Below are 19,265 nucleotides of genomic sequence, written 5' to 3' on the forward strand. Positions count from 1 at the left end.
GCCGCAGTGGGGGCCGTTATAAGTGTCGAGCGTGAAAACGGCTTGATGATTCATCCCAGAACAATAAGAGGACACGTGTATGCACATTCTTTATGCGAACCAGCTCAACGACGAGCACCTGGACCCGTACCAGCGCGAATTCATCCGTACTTTGCGCACGCCGGCACCGCTTACCCACGTCGAAGGTGCCAGCGCCCTGGGCGGTGGCCACGCCCGCAAGAGTTTCACCACGGCGCAGGACTGGGTCACAGCGTTCTTCGAGAAGGGCGCCGATGAGGTGCTGGGTTACTACGCCGACGATTTTGTCTGGGAAGACATCGAGTTTGGCCAGACCATCACCACCAAGGAGGAGTTGTACAAAGCCTTCGTGGTGTTCAACAACTCCGGCCCCGACTCCGAGTTCGGTGAGCACCTGTTTGAAGTGATCAGTTATGACGGACACACCGTGCCCGTCTCCAAAGCCACTCTGCGCGAGGCCGGTACGCCCGCCGGCTGGGCCGAGCAGGACTACCACCGGCTGACGGACAACATGCGCCTGGGCGCCGATTTCGAATACGACGAGTGGGGGTACATGCAGTGGATCTGGAAAGCCCGGCATAACGCCGATTTCTTTGGCATCCCGGCCAAAGGCAAGACCACCGTGACCCGTGGCACCACCACGCAGTTCTACCGCCACGGCAAGATCGTGCGCTGCCGTACCCACTGGAACTTTCGAGAATTCGCGATACAGCTGGGGTTGATCCCCCCGCCGGACGAAGCCTGGCGCAACAACTGAGCCCACCGTCAACCGAGAAAGGAGCTGAACATGCGCTACTCGATTCTGGGTCGCAGTGGGTTACGTGTTTCGCAAATTTGCCTGGGTACCATGACGTTTGGCCCCGGTGCCGAATGGTCGCGCTCTGAAGCCCAGGCCCGTGGTGTGTTCGAGGCCTTTGTGGAGGGCGGTGGGAACTTTATTGACACTGCCAATATGTATACCGGTGGTGAAAGTGAGCGGATTGTCGGCCATCTGGTGGCCGATGATCGTGAACGCTTTGTAGTGTCGACCAAATACGCCAATGCCGTGCCCGGAAAAGGTGACCCGAACGCTGCGGGCATGCACCGCAAAAGCCTGACCCAGTCGCTGGACGCCAGCCTGCAGCGGCTGGGGCTCGATTACATCGACCTGTATTCAGTCCACTGGTGGGATTTCACTACGCCGGTGGAAGAAGTCCATCGTGCGCTGGATGACGCGATCCGTGCCGGCAAGATCCTGCACATCGGGTTGTCCGATGTGCCGGCGTGGGTGGTCTCGCGTGCCCAGGCATTCCACGAGTTGCGCGGCCTGGCGCCGATTGCTTGTATGCAAGTGGAATACAGCCTGGTGCAGCGTTCGGTCGAGCGCGAGCACCTGCCATTGGCTGACGCCTATGACATCGGCGTTACGGCCTGGTCGCCGCTGGCGGGCGGCATTCTCAGCGGCAAGTACACGCGGCAACAACCGCATGAGGGCCCCAAGCGTCTGGATTCGATGCAGTTGCAGGCACTGGATGCGCGTAACCGTGGGATCGCCCTGGCGGTGGACCGGGTGGCGGACCGTTTGCAGTGCTCATCGTCCCAGGTGGCGTTGGCGTGGGTGATGTCGCGCGGGGTCATTCCTATTATCGGCGCGACCCGTGCGCAACAGGTCCACGAGAACCTGCAGGCGGCCGAGCTTGAGCTTGATGCCCTGACGCTTGCAGAGCTGGACCAGGCCAGCGCCTTTGATGCCGGGCACCCCTACTCGATGCTGGGGTGGGACATGCCCATGTCGCTGGGGTATGGCGGCATGTTCGACGAACTTGACCTGCGGCGGTTTCCTGGCCGTCGTTGACCACAGCCGCAGGCAGGGCCTCTATGCGCCTGCCCGGCATAACAAGAACGTGTGAGGAGAGTTGCATGAGTACACCAGACAGTGCCCGGCTGATCGCCAGCTCGGGTGAGTTTCGGCGGGTTGGTTCGGTTGCCGCGCTGCGTGGCGGTGAGCCGGTGGCGGGCATCGTTGACGGGCAGGCAGTCGCCGTTTTTGTGGTACAGGACGCTGTTATTGCCACGGCGGGTATCTGCCCTCATGCAGAGGGGCCCTTGCACGAAGGCATCGTTGAGGGGCACTTGTTGACCTGCCCGTGGCACGGCTGGCAATTCAACCTGCAGACGGGGGTTTGCGAGGACGACCCGTGCATTAACCTGGCGCGCTACGAGGTGCGTATCGACGGTGACGATATCCTGGTGCGCGTCTGACCCCGACGCCAAGCGCTGGAACACAATGGGCGTGTGGTTACACGCCCATTTTTTTGGGTCGGGGGCCGGGCAGGCTGACGCCGTAAAGGGTGCGGACCACGGCGCTCTGCAACTGCAGATCTGCACCGGCAAGGATAATGGTTTGCAGGGCATCCAGCCCGCGCAGGCCCAAATGCGTGGGCCGGGCGTTTTCCACCATCACGTGCCGGGCATCGACGCGGTACAGGTGCAACTTGCCTACCGCCATAAAGTCTTGATGGCTGCCGGCGGCGCAGGCATTTTTGATGCTGTCGAGGGTCAACTGGCTGTCGACGCCTTCAATGCGCAGCACCGCCTCAAAGGTGGTGGTGGCGCCGGCTTCGTTGTCGACGCCAGGGGTGCGCCACTGGCTCGGGTCGCCACTGCCCAGCACATGTACATGCAGGGCGCCGATAGCCGGGGCAGCACGCAATGCCGGTATCAGCCACTGCTCGATTGTATTGATGAGCGCCTTGGGGTTGTGCCCGGCACGCAACCCCAGCAGCATTACAAACCCCGCGTTCTCTGCGCCTGCCTCGGCCTGCGCATAACTGCGGCTGGCACCTGGCTCCAGGTTATAGAGCAGCGACGTCTTGAACAGGTAACGCTCATCGGCCTGGATCAGTGCGGCGACTTTGCTGTTGGCCAGCCCCTCACGCGCAGCCGTATTGGCGAAGCCAACTTCGGCCAGGCCATGGAACCGCGCAGCCACAGGCCACGAACGCGAGACATGGGTGGGCAGCGCCAGATTGCGCACCACCGCGCCCAGGTGAAATTGCGTGTAGGTCTGGAAACCCGGAATACGCGCTGCAAGCACACCGTGGACATCGCGCCAATAGCGGAAGAACAAACGGGCGGGCAGGGCGTCCTTTTTGCTCAATAAGGCGAGCGTGGTCACTGGGGTCATAAAGGGGTTCCTGGCCGGTAAGTGCAACGACTCACCGGCTTCACCAAGAGAAAGTAGCGCTAGGCCGCGCCAAGAAAGCCACCGTCCAGCGCGGTGACGGTGCCGGTCAGGTAGGCACCTGCCCGTGAAGCGAGAAACACGACCATGCCGCCGATGTCTTCCTGGCTGCCGAAACGCCCTGCCGGGATTTTCCCGAGCATGGTTTGCTCCAAGTTGGGCACCGCCTCAAAAAAGCCTGCGGTCATGTCGCTGGGGAAGTAGCCGGGGGCAATCGCATTGACGTTGATATGGCGCACACGCAGGTCAGAGGCCAGCATGCGTGTGAGTTGGTGCAAGGCCGCCTTGCTGCACCCGTAGGCGTAGGCGCCGTTGCTCTGCGGCATCAGGCCGCCAATGGAGCCGATATTGATGATGCGCGCGGGGTCGGCGGTGCTCGCCTTTGTACCCAGCAACGGCAACAACGCCTGGATCAGCAAAAACGGCGTGCGCACGTTGAGCCCCATCAGGTCATCCCAGCTTTTTTCGCTGACGCTGCCCAATGGCTCGGCGTTGAAGGTCCCGGCATTGTTGACCAGAATATCCAGCGACGCGCTGTGCTCGGCAAGTTCCCTGGCCAAGGCCTGGACCTGCTCGGCGTCACCCAGGTCGTGCTGCAGGAAGGTGCACTCGCCGTGTTCGGCCAATTCATCGACCAGCCGTTGACCCGCGTCGCGCGAGCGGCCGCTGATGAACACCCGGCAGCCGGCGCGCACCAGGGTCTTGCTGATCAGCGCGCCGACGCCCTTGGCGCCGCCGGTGACCAGCGCGGTCTTGCCCTTGAGTGAAAACAGCTCGTGATAGATATCCGCAGCCATGGTCTGTGTCCCGAAAAGTTGATGGGGTTGAGCCGAGGTCAGCTCGGCACAGCGCCCAATTGCCGGAACACCGGGATCGCATCCCAGATGCTGCGTTCGAGGATGATCTTGCCGTCCTTCCAGCCCATCACGGTGACGCCTCGGGTTTTAGTGACTTTGCCAGCTGCCGGCACGCCGAGAAAATCGCCGGCGTGTTTGGTTTCCCAGGTCCACTGGAAAGAACCCAGGGTTTCGTCACCCACGTAGTCGAACACTTCAAAGCGGTTGTACGACAGGCTCGGGTCGGCGATTTCGAACCCTTCAAAAAATTTGCGCAAGGCAGGCAGGTCATTGTTGATGCGCAGGTCGAAGTTGACGTCCTCGAACTCAAACTTGTCCGAATACAGCGTCATCAATTCGTCGGTGCCGTTGGCAAACAGGCCTATCCAATATTGGGACCATTGCAGGTTCATGCAGAGCTACTCCTGAGGCGTGGATTATTGTTGTTGGGGATGCAGGACGTTGTTGTAAGCCCGGTTACCTTACTCCCGCTCAAGGCCTGCTGCGATGGCACGAAATGCCAGGCCATGGCCGAACGTGACAATGTCACCCAGCGTCTGCGCCGGGTATCAAAAACCCTTGTGACAGCACCGAACGCTCTGTTTCAGGCGTTGCCGCGGGCTTTGTTGACAAGCATGGAAAGCTGTGCGTAATTCAGCGAACAAAAATAAGATTAAGGCCTTGGCGCGATTAGCCGTGGGGCCCTGAGGAGGCGCGATGAAGTCGGGAATTTCGGGTTGGGTATTGGCCATTGCACGCACGCTGGACGTCGCGGGCATACCCCACGAAAAGATTTTCCAACAGGTGGGCATGGACCCCGCCGGTCTCAACGCAGGAAGCAACCGTTACTCGCAGGAAACCGTCAGCCGCTTATGGCGGGCCGCCGTGCAGGAAACCGCAGACCCTTACTTCGGCCTGAAAGTAGCCTCGCAAATCCGTCCTTCGACCTTCAGCGTCGTTGGCTACGCCATGAGCTGCAGCGCCACCCTGGGTGATGCCCTGAACCGTTTCGCGCGCTACGCCAAGCTGATCTCCAACTCGGCGACGGTCACCCTGACCGAGGACTGCGGTAAATTATCCATCAGCTTCAATTTCGACACCGGCGGCGCCCCGCCGATTTTTCACACCATCGACACCGTGGTAGCGGGGCTGGTGTGTTTCAGCAGTTGGATCGCCGGCAAGCAGGTGGTGCCCCACGAAGTGCATTTTCGGCATGAGCGTCCAGAGGATATCAAGGCTTATACCAAGATCCTCAAATGCCCGATTCATTTCGGCCAGGAGAACGATTGCATCGTCTTCAACAGCTGTGACATGACGCGCCCCATTCTCTCGGCGGACGAGCAACTGGCCGCACTGCTCGACAGCATGGCGGTGACGCAGATGGCGCAATTGTCTGAGCGTTTTTCCAAGAAAGTGCGTGATTGCCTGGTTCAGCAATTTGCTGAAGGGGAGATCTCGCGACGCGGCACCGCCGAGCGCATGCACATGACCGAGCGGACCTTATTGCGCCGCTTGAAGGACGAGAACACCACGTTCCAGGAAGTGCTTGACCGCTTGCGCGAGGAGCTGGCTTACGAATACCTGAGTGGCTCGGATGTTACGGTGCAAGCGGTGTCTTCCATGCTCGGGTTTTCCGACGCGAGTACCTTTTCCCGTGCATTCAAACGCTGGACGGGCCGCCGGCCCAGCCTGGCCCAGCACAAGGACACGCCACCCAGCCTGCACCGCTGGACCGAAGAGAGCGCGCTGGCGGGGTAGGGGCGAGCCGTTTCATTGGCCACGCCGTTGAACGGCCATTCAGGTGATGTTGGCCCTCAAAAAAACAGGTCCTGGGGTACCGGCTCGCAGTACCGTGCGCTTATTCGATGGGGTATTGCTTGAAGGCTGGGTGTTCTTCAAGTCGCTCGGCATGGCGCTGCAGATGCGGGAACGTCCCGGCGTTGACCACTGAAGCAACGGTGAACTGGCTGAAGGACCAGGCCACTGCGGCGGTTAGGGCACCTTGGGTCAGCGCTTCGTCAGCGCCGTCGGCCAGGCGCTTTTCCAGGGCGCAGTAGGCCGCCAATAACTGGCCAGTCACTCGGTCGAGCCAGGGTTCGTGGAGTTTTTCTGCGGGGCGCAGATTATGCTCGTAAACAATCTGTACGGTTTTTTCACAGGCGGCCAGGGCGAGGCCGATCAATTGCAAGTCTTGGGCGCGCGCGCTGGCCTGCTGTGGCAACAACTTCTTGTCGGCTGGCGCCAACGCTTCGAAGTAATCAAGGATCAGGCTTGAATCCATCAACACGGTTGAGTCATCCAGCACCAGGCTGGGGGCCTTCACGACCGGATTGATCCTGGCAAATTCGTCGTAGGTACTGAATACCGAGAGCGGCTGATGCTCAAACTCGATGCCGTACAGATCCAGGGAAATTGCAACGCGGCGTACGTAGGGCGAGTCCAGCATGCCGACCAGTTTCATGAAGCCTCCATTTACGTCAGGGTAATTTTCAAAGTGCAGTGAGGGTGCTTGAGGAGTTGACGGTGTAACGGGAACCTCCTGCAACTGGCAGGATTGTTTAATCGAGATTACTTTATAGCGAGAGAAGTCCACGCAATATCGAAAGTTTTTACCAGAATAGGTTAGTTTTACTTACATGAGCGCATTTCCTCCATTGACCTGCCTGCGCAGTTTCGAGGCCACCTCCAGGTTGGGAAGCGTCACCCTGGCGGCCAAGGAGTTGCACGTCACCCATTCAGCGATCAGCCAGCAGCTCAAGGTGTTGGAGGAAATTGTGGGGGTGACCCTGTTCGTACGCGAGGGGCGTGGCTTGCGTGTGAGCGAGGATGGGCGACTGTATGCGCTGCAGATCCGCAAAGCCTTGGGAGATATCGCCGAGGCCACGCGATTGGTCCAGGCACAACCCAGGATGGGCGAGTTGGTGGTGGCGGTATTACCGTCGTTCGGCCGGTCCTGGCTATTACCGCGCCTACCGGGTTTTCAGCAGCTTTACCCGCATATCAGCATTCGGCTGCAAGCGAGCCTGACGATCTCCAACCTGCATCAGGAATCGGTGGATATTGGCATCCGCATGGGCAAGGGTGATTGGGAGGGCGTAGATCAGAAGCTGTTGTTCCATGATGAAATCGTCGTTGTCGCCGCTCCTCACTTCAATGGCGGACGCTTGCCGCAGACCCCGCAACAGGTCATTGAAAGCAAGATCATCTACAACACCGAATCCTGGCTGCCGTGGTGCGAGGCGGCGGGCGTCGAGATGGGCAGCGAACGCAAGGGGTTGTGCAGCAATGACTCCAACCTGGTATTGGAGGCGGTCCGCCTGGGGCAGGGCATCACGCTGGAGCGGCGCAGCCTGGTGCATGACGCCATCGAGCGGGGAGAGCTGGTCCAGTTGTGTGACATCAGTGCGCCGTATGCCTATCCCTATTGGCTGGTGTGGCCGCCCAGGGAAAGTTCGCAAGACAAGCAGCGCAAGTTCTCCCATTGGTTGTCCGGGGAAGTGGACCGTTACCTTGCCCAACTGAAAAAAGACCGCTGAAGGAGGCTTTGCCCGATACGCCGCCAGGCATCCGGCCGATCAACTGGTGCCAATGCATGACCTCCAGGCACTCAACGCCAAGTTCTGCCCATATCAACACCCAACACGCGGTGCTCGCCCACTTCGTTGGGCAGGCGCAGCCGTCGCTGCGGGCGGCGGGCTAACCTATCACTTGGTCAGGCGTTGGCGCACGCCGATGGAATTTTCGCGCAGTGTGCGGCTCTTTCGTAATAGAGGCGAAAAAAACGCCCCGTAATAGGTGTCGGCAGTCGCCGAGGCCCAAATAAAAATATGCGGATGGAGCCTGCCATGCCTGCATTGCCCGGTTACATAGCCTTCCTGTTTTGTCCCGTTGCACTCGGCGTGTACTTACCTGCCGGTGGCGGCTGGCGGATGTGCCTGGTCCGCCACCCAAGGAGCCTTTCATGACTGTCCTTCAAACCCTGAAAAGTCCGTCCAGCCAGTGGCTGCATGAGGGTGCTTTGCGCATTCAGTACCAATCTTTGCTTGCCGATTGGGACGCCACATCTGCGCAGCGGGCGGCGGATTTCCTGCAGGCGCAGTTGGAACTCGTCGGGCCCGCTGAAGACGCGCCGTTGCCCGCGTCGCCTCATCAACTGATGGAGTGGGTTGAACACAATTGCACGGCAGTTGCCCAGGAATACGCGCATTACCTGCAAGGTCGACAGCAAGGCGACGACCGCCGCTATTTCCAAAATAAAGCTCACGCCCTGTACTTCCTGCAATGCGTGGCGCCGACCAAACACGTCGACGGTGCCTGGCTCTACGGGGTGCTTGCGCACTGGCAGGATTATCGCTACGACGGGCTTTTGACCACCTACCTGGAAGAGCTCGGCGACGGCGAGTCGGCACAGAACCATGTCGCGATTTACCAGCGCCTGTTGGCCGAGCAAGGTTGCGACGGCGATTTCGACTGGCAAGATCAGCACTTCCACCAAGGCGCCATCCAGTTGGCGCTGGGCCACAGCGCCCAAGGGTACATGCCGGAAATCGTCGGCTATAACCTGGGTTATGAACAACTGCCGCTGCACCTGCTCATCTGCGCCTACGAGCTCACGGAGCTGGGCATCGACCCCTATTATTTCAGCCTTCATGTGACCATCGACAACGCCAGCAGCGGCCACGCCCGCCGCGCGGTGCAAGCGGTTCTGGCGTTGATGCCCCAAGGTATGGACGCGACCGAGTATTGGCAACGGGTGCGCCGCGGTTACCAGCTGAACGACCTTGGCGTTGGCTCCACGGCCGTCATTAAGGCGTTTGACCTGGAACACGAACTGGTCGCAATGCTTGAGCGCAAGCGCCCGTTCGGCCAGCACATGCATTCCGATTACTGCCGCTTTGAAGGCAAGACTGTCAATCAGTGGCTGTCGCAACCGGGGCAGGTTCGCGATTTCCTGCAAGCCCTGCAGGACAAGGGCTGGATCAAGCGACATCAGGCCCCTGAAGACAGCCGTTTCTGGCAATTGATCGACGGCGCGGGGGCCGCCATGTTCGGCGTGTTCAGTGGCTATGAAAAACAATTGCTGCGCGACTGGATCGCTGGGGATTGGCGCGATGCAAGACGTATTGCGCGCCCACGCCCGGCGGCGCCCGTGTCGCGAGACGCGAAAGCAAGCACCGCCGACGACCCCGAAATGCATGCACTCCAAGAGGCACTGGCGTCGCACAACGGCGAGCAGCAGTTAGCCCTGTTGTTACCGTGGCTGCGCCCTGACCGTCATCATCGCCCCGCCGGCTTGTTCGCCACTCGGCGTTTTATTCAACTGCGCGCAGGCCTGCGCTGACTGACAAAGGAATGCGCCCATGGTTGATTCGCTGCTGTACTCATCGCCGCCCATTTCATCGGCCCAATCCCGTGCCGACCGTGCGCTGCTGCACCTGGGCCGCCGCTTGCAGGCGGATGACTATCGCTTTATCACGCCCACGCCGCTGACCCACCAACGGGTCATAGCCCGTTTGGCTAATGCGCCGGCCAGCGACATGCGCGGGATCTTCGGTTGGTCGCGACCCTTTGATGCGCAGGTGTTCGAGCCTGCCGAATGGCGGGAGCTGCAAGAAGCTGGCATTGTCGTCAAGGCGCACGGGCGCTGGCACAGCACGGTACGCTGGTCGACCCTGGGCCCGTTGCTGTTGGCGCATTCGGCGTTTCCAACCGAGGACGCGGACTCGGTGTTTTTCGGCCCCGACACCTACCGTTTTGCCGGCGTCATTGATGACTGCCTGCGCGAGCGCTTTGCGCCGATCCGCCGCGCCGTGGACATCGGCTGTGGCTCGGGCGCCGGCGCCTTACTGGTGGCGCGCGCACGGCATGACGCTGAGGTGCTGGCGGTGGACATCAACCCCAGGGCGCTGCGCCTGAGCGCGGTCAATGCCGAACTGGCCGAGACGCCGAACGTCAGCGTGTACCACAGCGACGTACTCGACAGCGTCGACGGCTGCTTTGATCTGATCCTCGCCAACCCGCCCTACATGAAGGACGGTCAACAGCGGGCCTACCGCCATGGCGGCGGCGAACTGGGTGAAGCGCTGTCGTTGCGCATTCTGCGTGAAGCGTTGCCGCGCCTGGCGCGCGACGGCACCTTGTTGCTCTACACCGGCGTGGCGATGGTCGACGGTCGCGATGCGTTTCTTGAGGCCGCCCGTGCCGTGTTGAGCAGCGACGCCTTTGGCTGGACCTACCGCGAACTGGACCCCGACGTGTTCGGCGAAGAGTTGGAAAAGCCCGGCTACGAGCGGGTCGAGCGCATTGCCGCGGTGGCGCTGACCGTTACCCGCCTGAGCTGAGTGGCCATGGACCGCGGACAGCGCTTTGGCATTGAAGAAGAATATTTCATCATCGATCTGCGCAGCCGACGCCTGCTTGCCGAGCCGTCGGCGCGGGTGTTGGCAGCCTGTCGCGAGGCCATTGGCGAGGGCTTTTCCTATGAGATGTTCCAGGGCCAGGTCGAAGTGGCATCGCCGGTGTTTGACGATGCCGTAGACGCTGCCACCTACCTTGGCCGCGTGCGCCGGGAACTGGACCAGGCATTGGCCGAACACGGGCTAGGGTTTATCAGCAGCGGCGCGCACCCAATGGCTGGTTGGCAGGCGCAACGGGCTACCCCGCAGGCGCATTTCCAGCGGTTGTTCGATGAGTTCCGAATCGTCGCGCAGCGTAGCGTGCTCAACGGTCTGCACGTTCACGCAGAGATCCCGGCAGGTGTCGATCGCATCGCGGTGATGAACGAGGTATTGCCCTGGTTGCCGATGCTGCTGGCCCTGAGTGTTTCATCGCCGTTGTGGCAGGGCCAACCCAGTGGCTATTGCAGCTATCGACAAGTGGTGTGTGACGAGTGGCCGCGTATGGGCATCCCCGAATACCTGCTGGATGAGCCCGGTTTCGAGCACTACTTGGGCTTACTCAAACAAACCGGCGCGGTGGCCAGCGACGCCAATATCTGGTGGGGTTGCCGACCCTCTTTGAGCTACCCGACGCTGGAGTTGCGCATGACTGACGCGTGCCCGCGTTTGAGCGACGCGCTGGCCTTGGCCGGGCTGTTCCGGGTGATGGTCAAATATGCCTGCCTGTTACCGGCGCCTGGCAGTCAATACAGTGTCGAGTGCCACTGGCTGCTCAAGGAAAACCGGCATCAGGCCAGGCGTTGGGGGCACCAGGGGCGCTTTGTGCTTGCGCCCGAGACGCCGGTGCTGTCGCTTGAACAATGGCTGACATTGGCAGAGCAACGCTTTGGCGCCACTGCCCGAGCGCTGGGCGAGGAGGGCGTGTTTATTAAGGCCCGGCAAATACTGCGCGATGGCACCAGCGCGCAACGCCAGTCAGCTTGGTATGAAGCCAGCGCGGCGCCGGCCGAGGAACGCTGGCCGGCCGTGGTAGACGGGCTGTTGGCGGAGAGCCGGGAGGGACAGGTGGTTCCGGCGAGTTGACCTACATGCCATTCGTCCTTTGCGTTGCACTTGACTCTCACAGGCGACTCGAAACAGATCCATACCCGGTAAATGGGAGAATTTCGCCATGAAACATGACCCGTCCAACACCGAGGCCGCCCCGGTAAAAAAATCTCAAGAGCCCAATGACGACGGTTTCGCTGTCGGCACCGCAGGACGTGATGAAGACCCGAACGCCACGACCGACTGGGATCATCCCGATGACCCGCAACACCGTCGAGGCACGCTCGAAGGCACGCAGCCTCCGCCGAACGGCACCCCCGGCATCGACATCGTGCCCGGGCCGGATTACGACGGTGAGGATTGAATGCCGTGCGCATACGGTATCGATAGGGTATGCCCCGTGCTGCCCTATCTGCCGAAAAATCTATCCTGATCAGCGGGTTGAAGATGCGCTGCAGGAAAGTGCCAATAAACTGTATTCGTTGCTGGCGCGGCGCCAGCAACGATAACGTGAGCGCCTGTCCTTAATCGCGCGCGCTGCGCAAACTATTGATCAATTCAATCAGCGACTCATGAGCCACCGGCTTGCTGACATGATGATTAAAGCCGGAGGCGGCGGTTTTTTCTGATCGCTTGCGGCGCCATAGCCGGTAAGTGCAATGGATGGCGTGGCCTGCAAGTGATCCAGCTTGCGAAGGTTTTTCATCAACTCATGGCCGTCCATGGCCGGCATGCCGATGTCCGAAATGATCAGGTCATACCGGCTGGTGTTCGCGGCTTCAAGTGCCAGTCGCGGATCGCCGAAGGCCTTCACGTCGGCACCTTCCATTTCAAGCAGCATCTGCAGCACGAGCAGCACGTCTTCGGAGTCGTCGACCAGCAGGACTGTCAGTCCGCCGAGACGGTTATCCTCATCTGAGGTTTCCGGGATGACCGGTAAATCGTCTTGCTGCTCGCTCAGGGGCAACAGCACCGAGAACGCGCAGCCAAAGCCCAGCCCCTTGGAGTGCACGCTCACATGACCACCGTGAGCCTCCACCAACTGGCGTACCAGTGACAGGCCGATTCCCAGGCCTTCGCGCTGGTGCGTCTGGTGCTGGTTTTCCGCTTGGCTGAACAGGTCGAAAATCTTATCCAGGCTTTCCTCGGCCAGCCCAATGCCGCTGTCGATGACGTCCAGCTGCGCATGCCCATCCACGCGGCTCAGTATCAACTGGACGCGGCCATCGTCCGGGGTGAATTTCAGTGCGTTGTTGACCAGGTTCCAAATCACCTGCTCAAGCCGCGTAGGGTCGGCATCGACGAGCAGCGTCGCCTGCGGCGCGAGGGAAATATCCAGCGTCACCTGGCAATGGTGGCCATCGATGAGCACCACGTTGTAGATGTCCTGAAGCGTCTTGGCCAGATCGACAGGCTGTTTCTTCAGCTTGAGCTTGCCGGTTCGCACCCGTGCCACGTCCAACAGGTCGTCAATAATCCGTGCCTGGCTGGAAACGGCCTCGCAGATCGTATCAACGGCCTTGATCGCCGGGCCCGCCGACTTGGTGGCCGGAAGGCGGCGCAGCAATTCGGCGTTGAGCTGGATCAGGTTCAGCGGGTGTTTAAGCTCGTGAGACATCACCGCGAAAAACTCGTCCTTGAGATGGCTATTGGTCTGGGTTTCCATCAGCCGCTTATGCTGCTCGTCATGAATGCGTTTATGGCCGGTGAGGTCCCGGGCGATCTTGACGTAGCCGCGCAGGCTGTCGCTCTTGAGTTGGGTGACTTCACCACTGCAATAGAACCGGCTGCCGTCCTTGCGCACATGCCAGCGCTCGTCTTCACCCCGGCCATGCTCGCGGGCCGCGCGCAGTTCATTTTCCGGCACGCCGTCGGTGCGGTCCTCCGGGGAGAAGATCAGGTCGTAGTAAGCGCCCAGCACTTCGTCTTTGGTGTAACCGAAGATAAGTTCCGCGCCGGTGTTCCAGTCGGTGATAGCCCCATGGTCGTCCAGGATGATGATGGCAAAGTCATGGGTGCTTTCGGCCACCAGGCGCATGCGCTCCTCGCCCAGCCTGAGCTCTTCCTCCGCCAGGCGACGTTTGGTGATGTCGATAAAGGTCAACACGGTTCCGTCAATATGGTCTTCGCTGGAGCGGTAAGGCAGTAGACGCGCGATGTACCAACGCTCGTCCTTGCTGCTGATTTCGCGCTCGATCATGCTCAATGATTCAAAGACATTTGTCGCGTCGCTGGCCATTTCCGGGTAGTTGAGGCGGTGGGTGATATCCGTCAAGGAGCGCCCGGTGTCGACCGGCAGCATGCTGAAAATATCGGTCGCACGTGGAGTGAACCAGCGGATGCGCATATTGCGGTCGACGAACACGGTGGCGATGTCGGTGGACGCAATCAAGTTGGTCAGGTAGTCGTTGACCTTGTCGGTTTCTTCAACCTTGGTCTTGAGTTCGTAGTTGACCGTCAGCAGTTCTTCGTTGATTGACTGCAACTCTTCCTTGCTGGTCTCCAGCTCTTCAGTGGCCGAACGCAACTCTTCGTTGACCGCCTGCATCTCTTCGTTGGAGGCCTTGAGTTCCTCGCTGGAGACTTCCGATTGCTCAATGGTGTCCTGCAGGTGCAACTTTGTACGCTGCAGCTCACGTTCCAGATTGCTCATCATCTGGTTTTCGACGAAGTTGACGGTGGACTCGCCCGATTGCTGCGAGTCGACCTGGGTTTCTTTGAATATCACCAGGACAAAATCGCTTTCGGTGGCATCATCCCGGTAGGGAAGGGCAGTGATGTCCACCGTGAACAATTCCTGGCCACGCTCCATTTGCACTTTGCGCGAGGTGACCGGCAGGTTGGACTGCTGCACCTGAAACAGCGTCGTGCGAATATCCAGGCGCAGGTCGGGGTGCACCAGCGCGAGCAAATTGCGCGTCATTTCCCCTGCTACGTAGCGCAGGAAGCGACCGGCCCCTTCGCTGATGTGCAAGATATCGGCGTGTACATCGACGATGACGCTGGGTGGCGCAGCTTTTTCCAACGCGCGCATGTGAATTTCGGCGAACGATAGCTTCGTCGGCGCCTTGATTTCAGCGGTGACCGGCAGGATGTTGGGACGCAAGTAGCCACCGCGCGGCATGGTGGGCGCGCGGCGCATTGAGGTCGAACCGGCACGCACACGAAAGATGCGGTTGCGCTTGTCCACCGGCACAAACAGATCAAGGCAGCCGTCGGCTGATTCCGACGAACCGAGGAACAGATAGCCGCCGGGGCGCAAGGCGAAATGGAACATCTGCAGGATGTCCCGTTGCACTTCCCGGTCCAGGTAGATCAGCAGGTTGCGGCACACGATCAGGTCGATCTGCGAGAACGGCGGATCGGCCATCAGGCTGTGCTTGGCAAACAACACCTTTTCACGAATTTCCTTGCGCACGCGATAGTGCTGGTTTTTCTCCTTGGAGAAATACTGACGCAGGCGCGTGGGCGGCACGTCGGTGATGATTGCTTCGGGGTACACGCCATTGCGGCCATGGCTGATCGCGCGCTCGTCGATATCGGTGGCGAACACCTGCATCTTTGCCCCGCTGGCGTCCAGCACCAGTTGCTCGGCGACCAGCATCGCCAAGCTGTAAGCTTCTTCGCCGGTCGAACAACCGGCCGACCAGATACGCACTTCCTCGCGATGCGGGACGCTGTCTTCGAGTGATTTCACCAGGTTGGGAATCACATCGCGCTCCAGCGCTTCAAACGCCTCGCGGTCGCGAAAGAAGTTGGTGACGCCGATCAGCATGTCGCCGAGCAGCGCCTTGGTTTCCTCGGGGTGTGCCTGCAGAAAATTGTAGTAGCTGGCCAGGTCCGGTTGGGCGGTCACCTGCAGGCGCCGCTCAATGCGGCGCAACACCGTGGCCCGCTTGTAGTGCTTGAAGTCGTGGCCGGTGCTGGCGCGCAACTGGATCAGGATGTCCAGCAGCAGCTGTTCGGCTACGGCAACATCCCGTTCGGTCGCGGGCGCAGTGGTGCGGATCTCGGGGTCATTGGCCGTGGGCAGGATGATCGATTGAGCGTTACGCCACAGTTCGAGCAGTTTCTGCGGCATTTCCACCACCGGCAGCATCAGGTCGACCATCTGCGTTTCAATGGCGGCCAGCGGCATGCCGTCGAACTCGGCGTCTTCCGGCGTCTGTACCAGGGTCACTCCGCCTTGTTCCTTGATGCGCGACAACCCCACTGCGCCATCGGAGCCGGTGCCGGAAAGGATCACGCAAAATGCACGCTCCTTGTGAGTGTCCGCCAGGTCGCGGAAAAACAGGTCGATCGCAATGTGCGAGCCGCCTTCGCGCACGGAAGGCGTTACCGCCAGGTAGCCATCATTCATCGCCAAATGTTGGGCGGGGGAGATGACGTAAACGTGGTTTTTTTCGATCGGCGTGGTGTCGGTAACCTGGGTGACCGGCATCCGGGTCGATTCCTGGATGATTTTGTCGGCCACGCTTTGATGGTCGGGGGACAGGTGCAGAATCACCACGAAGGCCATGCCGCAGTCTTTGGGCATGTGTTCGAAGAATGCCTTGACCGCCTGCAACCCGCCCGCCGATGCCCCAATGCCCACGACCGGAAAGCTCAGGTTGCTGGGCGTAAGGTCCTTGCGTTGCGGAACATTCGGGGACCGCGGTGGGGCAGACTTCATTAGGAAAACCTTGATTAACAGCGCGCTAAAAAACCGTTATCACACGGTCTCGATTCAGACGGGGTGAGGATGGGAGGGAGTGCGGAATATAGCTCATAAACGGCCTGCCATAGAACGTTTTAACGTCGCTCGATCAACCCTCACCATTCGGTTGAGCTGCAAATACTGGCGAAGGTTTACTCAGATCGACGGGTGGTACCTCACCACCGCAACGCTAATCCGGATTTTGCAATTTCGTCTGAACTATTGCCTGCGGTGAGTCCTCGCAAGGATAGGCAAACGAAGGAGGACCTCCGATGAGCAACTACCCAAAACCACCGTTCAAACCCCAACAGCAAACGGTGCCCGGCGCGCAATACCGGATGGACCCGCAACCCGATTGTGGTGAAAAAACCTATAAGGGTTCAGGCCGGTTGGCGAACAAAATCGCCTTGATCACCGGTGCCGACAGCGGCATCGGCCGAGCCGTCGCCATTGCCTTCGCACGTGAAGGTGCGGACGTAGCAATCTCCTACCTGGACGAGCACGAGGACGCCAAGGAAACCGCGCGCTGGGTCGAAGCGGCCGGCCGCCAGTGCGTGCTTTTGCCGGGTGATTTGAGCCGCCAGCCGCACTGCGCGGCCATCGTGAATGACACGGTAGAAGCCTTCGGCCGCATAGACATTCTGGTCAACAACGCAGCCTTTCAGATGACCCACGAAACCCTGGAGGAAATTTCTGACGAGGAATGGGTGAAGACTTTCGACGTCAACGTCACCGCCATGTTTCGGATCTGCAAGGCTGCGCTGCCCCATATGGCCGAGGGCAGTTCGATCATTAACACCAGCTCGGTCAACTCTGATGCGCCCAACCCGACCCTGTTGTGTTACGCAGCCACCAAGGGCGCCATCGCCAATTTCACGGCAGGCCTGGCGCAGTTGCTCGGCAAGCGCGGGATCCGCGTCAACAGCGTCGCGCCGGGGCCTATCTGGACACCTCTGATCGTGTCGACGATGCCTGAAGAGTCAGTGAAGAATTTCGGTGGCAATACGCCCCTGGGTCGCCCAGGCCAACCGGTCGAAGTGGCGCCGATTTATGTACTGCTGGCATCCGATGAGGGCAGTTACATCTCCGGCGAACGCTACGGCGTGACGGGCGGTAAGCCGATTCTCTGACGCATGGCCGGCGCAACGTGTTGCGCCGGTTTTCATTCGACCTGCTTTAAGCGAGGGTTCCAATGACAACGACAGTAGGTGACTTTCTGGTTGAACGGCTTGCCCAGTGGGGCGTCACGCGGATTTTTGGTTATCCGGGTGACGGCATCAACGGCGTGTTTGGTGCCTTGAGTCGCGCCAACGGCAAAATCGAGTTCATCCAGGCCCGTCACGAAGAAATGGCCGCGTTCATGGCTTCGGCCCACGCTAAATTTACTGGCGAGCTTGGGGTATGCATTGCCACCTCCGGGCCGGGTGCGTCGCATTTGATCACTGGACTGTATGACGCGCGTATGGACCACATGCCGGTGCTGGCCATTGTCGGGCAACAAGCCCGGGCAGCGCTGGGCGGCCATTACCAGCAAGAGCTGGACCTGGTCTCGATGTTCAAGGACGTGGCCGGCGCCTTTGTGCAACAGGCCTCGGTGCCGTCGCAGGTGCGCCACCTGATTGACCGTGCGGTACGCACCGCCGTCGGCGAGCGTCGGGTCACTGCGATCATTTTGCCCAACGACTTGCAGGAAGCTGCCTACGAGCCTCCCGCCAGGGCCCATGGCACGGTGCATTCCGGAGTGGGCTACAGCAAACCCAAGGTAGTGCCCTATGACGCCGACCTGCAGCGCGCGGCGGACGTACTCAATGCCGGCAAAAAGGTTGCAATTCTGGTCGGCGCCGGGGCACTGGCGGCGACTGATCAGGTGATCGCCGTGGCCGAAGCATTGGGCGCAGGCGTCGCCAAGGCGTTGCTCGGCAAGGCGGTGTTGCCCGATGACTTGCCGTGGGTGACCGGCAGCATCGGCCTGCTCGGCACCGAACCCAGCTACAAGTTGATGACCGAATGCGACACCTTGTTGATGATCGGCTCGGGTTTTCCCTATTCCGAGTTCCTGCCCAAGGAAGGCCAGGCGCGCGGCGTGCAGATTGACCTGCAACCCGACATGCTGAGCCTGCGCTACCCGATGGAGGTGAACCTGCTCGGCGATGCGGCCGAAACCCTATCCGCACTGCTGCCGCTGCTGGAACACAAGACCACGCGTACCTGGCGCAAAAAGATCGAAGGCTGGCGCGCAAGCTGGGAGAAAACCCTGGAGAAACGCGCCCTGGCCAAGGCCAAGCCGATCAACCCCCAGCGCGTGGTATACGAACTTTCGCCGCGCTTGCCCGACCACGCGATTATCACCAGCGACTCCGGCTCCTGCGCCAACTGGTATGCGCGTGATCTGAAGATCCGCCGGGGCATGCAGTGTTCGCTGTCCGGCGGCCTGGCGTCGATGGGCGCCGCCGTGCCCTATGCGATTGCGGCCAAATTCGCCCATCCGCAGCAAACGGTGATCGCGCTGGTAGGCGATGGCGCGATGCAAATGAACAACATGGCCGAGTTGATCACCGTCGCCAAATACTGGCGGCAGTGGCAGAGCCCGAAATGGATCTGCGCAGTCTTCAACAACGAGGACTTGAACCAGGTCACCTGGGAGCAACGGGTGATGGAAGGCGATCCCAAGTTCGAGGCTTCGCAGAACATCCCCGACGTGCCGTACCACCTGTTTGCGATCTCGCTGGGGCTCAAGGGTATCTTCGTCGAGCGCGAAGAAGACGTCGCGTCGGCCTGGGAGCAAGCGCTCGCCTCTGATGTGCCGGTGTTGATCGAGTTCAAGACCGACCCCAACGTGCCGCCGCTGCCACCGCATATCAAGCTGGAACAAGCGAAGAAATTTGCTTCCACGCTGCTCCAGGGCGATCCGGATGAGGCCGGGGTGATTGTGCAAACTGCCAAGCAAGTGCTGGCGAGTGTCTTGCCGGGGCGCGCGAAGCCATAGACAGCCCGCGCCGATAACAAAAATAACGAACTCCTGCGCACCCGCGCAGCCATAGCTGTAA

15 protein-coding genes and 1 pseudogene are annotated in these 19,265 nt (G+C 60.4%); 11 read left to right on the forward strand and 5 right to left on the reverse strand.

What is annotated here, in order from left to right:
* The first annotated feature begins 79 nt into the window (after window positions 1-79).
* The 3 genes from RGV33_RS15550 to RGV33_RS15560 all read left to right on the forward strand — a co-directional run bounded on the left by RGV33_RS15550 (window position 80) and on the right by RGV33_RS15560 (window position 2,259).
* A complete protein-coding gene (locus RGV33_RS15550; RefSeq protein WP_322145030.1) occupies window positions 80-775 on the forward strand; it encodes a hypothetical protein in 696 nt (231 codons plus the stop codon).
* Window positions 776-805: 30 nt separating this feature from the next.
* Entirely contained in the window at window positions 806-1,852 is a 1,047-nt protein-coding gene (locus RGV33_RS15555) for an aldo/keto reductase (protein WP_322145031.1), read from the forward strand.
* Between the two features lie 65 nt (window positions 1,853-1,917).
* Window positions 1,918-2,259 (forward strand): Rieske (2Fe-2S) protein, encoded by a 342-nt coding sequence (locus tag RGV33_RS15560; protein ID WP_322145032.1) that lies wholly within the window; start codon window positions 1,918-1,920, stop codon window positions 2,257-2,259.
* 37 nt (window positions 2,260-2,296) lie between these two features.
* On the opposite strand, the gene RGV33_RS15565 is transcribed toward RGV33_RS15560, so the two are convergent.
* Genes RGV33_RS15565 through RGV33_RS15575 form a run of 3 tightly spaced genes read right to left on the reverse strand, consistent with a single transcriptional unit; the run spans window position 2,297 to window position 4,490 of the window.
* Complete coding sequence (locus RGV33_RS15565; protein WP_322145033.1) at window positions 2,297-3,184, reverse strand: EthD domain-containing protein; 888 nt, start codon at window positions 3,182-3,184, stop codon at window positions 2,297-2,299.
* Between the two features lie 59 nt (window positions 3,185-3,243).
* Window positions 3,244-4,038, reverse strand: coding sequence for an SDR family oxidoreductase (locus tag RGV33_RS15570; RefSeq protein ID WP_322145034.1), 795 nt, complete (start codon window positions 4,036-4,038; stop codon window positions 3,244-3,246).
* Window positions 4,039-4,076: 38 nt separating this feature from the next.
* Window positions 4,077-4,490 (reverse strand): ester cyclase, encoded by a 414-nt coding sequence (locus RGV33_RS15575; RefSeq protein ID WP_322145035.1) that lies wholly within the window; start codon window positions 4,488-4,490, stop codon window positions 4,077-4,079.
* Window positions 4,491-4,794: 304 nt separating this feature from the next.
* Here RGV33_RS15575 and RGV33_RS15580 point away from each other — a divergent pair, with 304 nt between their 5' ends.
* Window positions 4,795-5,835, forward strand: a complete 1,041-nt coding sequence (locus RGV33_RS15580) for an AraC family transcriptional regulator (protein ID WP_322145036.1) — start codon at window positions 4,795-4,797, stop codon at window positions 5,833-5,835.
* Between the two features lie 100 nt (window positions 5,836-5,935).
* Here the strand turns inward: RGV33_RS15580 and RGV33_RS15585 are convergent, their stop codons facing one another.
* A complete protein-coding gene (locus RGV33_RS15585; RefSeq protein WP_322145037.1) occupies window positions 5,936-6,538 on the reverse strand; it encodes a glutathione S-transferase in 603 nt (200 codons plus the stop codon).
* Between the two features lie 175 nt (window positions 6,539-6,713).
* Here RGV33_RS15585 and RGV33_RS15590 point away from each other — a divergent pair, with 175 nt between their 5' ends.
* From RGV33_RS15590 to RGV33_RS15610, 5 genes are all read left to right on the forward strand, one after another.
* Window positions 6,714-7,613 (forward strand): LysR substrate-binding domain-containing protein, encoded by a 900-nt coding sequence (locus tag RGV33_RS15590; RefSeq protein WP_322145038.1) that lies wholly within the window; start codon window positions 6,714-6,716, stop codon window positions 7,611-7,613.
* A 425-nt stretch (window positions 7,614-8,038) separates the two neighbouring features.
* Entirely contained in the window at window positions 8,039-9,418 is a 1,380-nt protein-coding gene (locus RGV33_RS15595; RefSeq protein WP_322145039.1) for an iron-containing redox enzyme family protein, read from the forward strand.
* 19 nt (window positions 9,419-9,437) lie between these two features.
* Window positions 9,438-10,418, forward strand: coding sequence for a class I SAM-dependent methyltransferase (locus RGV33_RS15600; RefSeq protein ID WP_322145040.1), 981 nt, complete (start codon window positions 9,438-9,440; stop codon window positions 10,416-10,418).
* Between the two features lie 6 nt (window positions 10,419-10,424).
* Entirely contained in the window at window positions 10,425-11,558 is a 1,134-nt protein-coding gene (locus tag RGV33_RS15605) for a carboxylate-amine ligase (RefSeq protein WP_322145041.1), read from the forward strand.
* Window positions 11,559-11,646: 88 nt separating this feature from the next.
* Window positions 11,647-11,886, forward strand: a complete 240-nt coding sequence (locus RGV33_RS15610; RefSeq protein WP_322145042.1) for a hypothetical protein — start codon at window positions 11,647-11,649, stop codon at window positions 11,884-11,886.
* 160 nt (window positions 11,887-12,046) lie between these two features.
* Here RGV33_RS15610 and RGV33_RS15615 read toward each other — a convergent pair.
* Window positions 12,047-16,194, reverse strand: a pseudogene (locus RGV33_RS15615) (CheR family methyltransferase).
* 296 nt (window positions 16,195-16,490) lie between these two features.
* Between RGV33_RS15615 and RGV33_RS15620 the strand changes: the two are divergent.
* Window positions 16,491-17,348, forward strand: a complete 858-nt coding sequence (locus tag RGV33_RS15620) for an SDR family oxidoreductase (protein WP_322145043.1) — start codon at window positions 16,491-16,493, stop codon at window positions 17,346-17,348.
* A 62-nt stretch (window positions 17,349-17,410) separates the two neighbouring features.
* The gene (locus RGV33_RS15625) at window positions 17,411-19,204 is read left to right on the forward strand and encodes a thiamine pyrophosphate-requiring protein (protein ID WP_322145044.1); all 1,794 of its coding nucleotides are present in this window, start codon (window positions 17,411-17,413) and stop codon (window positions 19,202-19,204) included.
* The last annotated feature ends 61 nt before the right edge of the window (window positions 19,205-19,265 follow it).

It is taken from the genome of Pseudomonas sp. Bout1 (assembly GCF_034314165.1).
Lineage (GTDB): Bacteria > Pseudomonadota > Gammaproteobacteria > Pseudomonadales > Pseudomonadaceae > Aquipseudomonas.

Bases quoted from the DNA above. Each gene is read 5' to 3' on its own strand.
- RGV33_RS15550 (WP_322145030.1), top strand. From the start codon at position 80: ATGCACATTCTTTATGCGAACCAGCTCAACGACGAGCACCTGGACCCG.
- RGV33_RS15555 (WP_322145031.1), top strand. From the start codon at position 806: ATGCGCTACTCGATTCTGGGTCGCAGTGGGTTACGTGTTTCGCAAATT.
- RGV33_RS15560 (WP_322145032.1), top strand. From the start codon at position 1,918: ATGAGTACACCAGACAGTGCCCGGCTGATCGCCAGCTCGGGTGAGTTT.
- RGV33_RS15565 (WP_322145033.1), bottom strand. From the start codon at position 3,184: ATGACCCCAGTGACCACGCTCGCCTTATTGAGCAAAAAGGACGCCCTG.
- RGV33_RS15570 (WP_322145034.1), bottom strand. From the start codon at position 4,038: ATGGCTGCGGATATCTATCACGAGCTGTTTTCACTCAAGGGCAAGACC.
- RGV33_RS15575 (WP_322145035.1), bottom strand. From the start codon at position 4,490: ATGAACCTGCAATGGTCCCAATATTGGATAGGCCTGTTTGCCAACGGC.
- RGV33_RS15580 (WP_322145036.1), top strand. From the start codon at position 4,795: ATGAAGTCGGGAATTTCGGGTTGGGTATTGGCCATTGCACGCACGCTG.
- RGV33_RS15585 (WP_322145037.1), bottom strand. From the start codon at position 6,538: ATGAAACTGGTCGGCATGCTGGACTCGCCCTACGTACGCCGCGTTGCA.
- RGV33_RS15590 (WP_322145038.1), top strand. From the start codon at position 6,714: ATGAGCGCATTTCCTCCATTGACCTGCCTGCGCAGTTTCGAGGCCACC.
- RGV33_RS15595 (WP_322145039.1), top strand. From the start codon at position 8,039: ATGACTGTCCTTCAAACCCTGAAAAGTCCGTCCAGCCAGTGGCTGCAT.
- RGV33_RS15600 (WP_322145040.1), top strand. From the start codon at position 9,438: ATGGTTGATTCGCTGCTGTACTCATCGCCGCCCATTTCATCGGCCCAA.
- RGV33_RS15605 (WP_322145041.1), top strand. From the start codon at position 10,425: ATGGACCGCGGACAGCGCTTTGGCATTGAAGAAGAATATTTCATCATC.
- RGV33_RS15610 (WP_322145042.1), top strand. From the start codon at position 11,647: ATGAAACATGACCCGTCCAACACCGAGGCCGCCCCGGTAAAAAAATCT.
- RGV33_RS15620 (WP_322145043.1), top strand. From the start codon at position 16,491: ATGAGCAACTACCCAAAACCACCGTTCAAACCCCAACAGCAAACGGTG.
- RGV33_RS15625 (WP_322145044.1), top strand. From the start codon at position 17,411: ATGACAACGACAGTAGGTGACTTTCTGGTTGAACGGCTTGCCCAGTGG.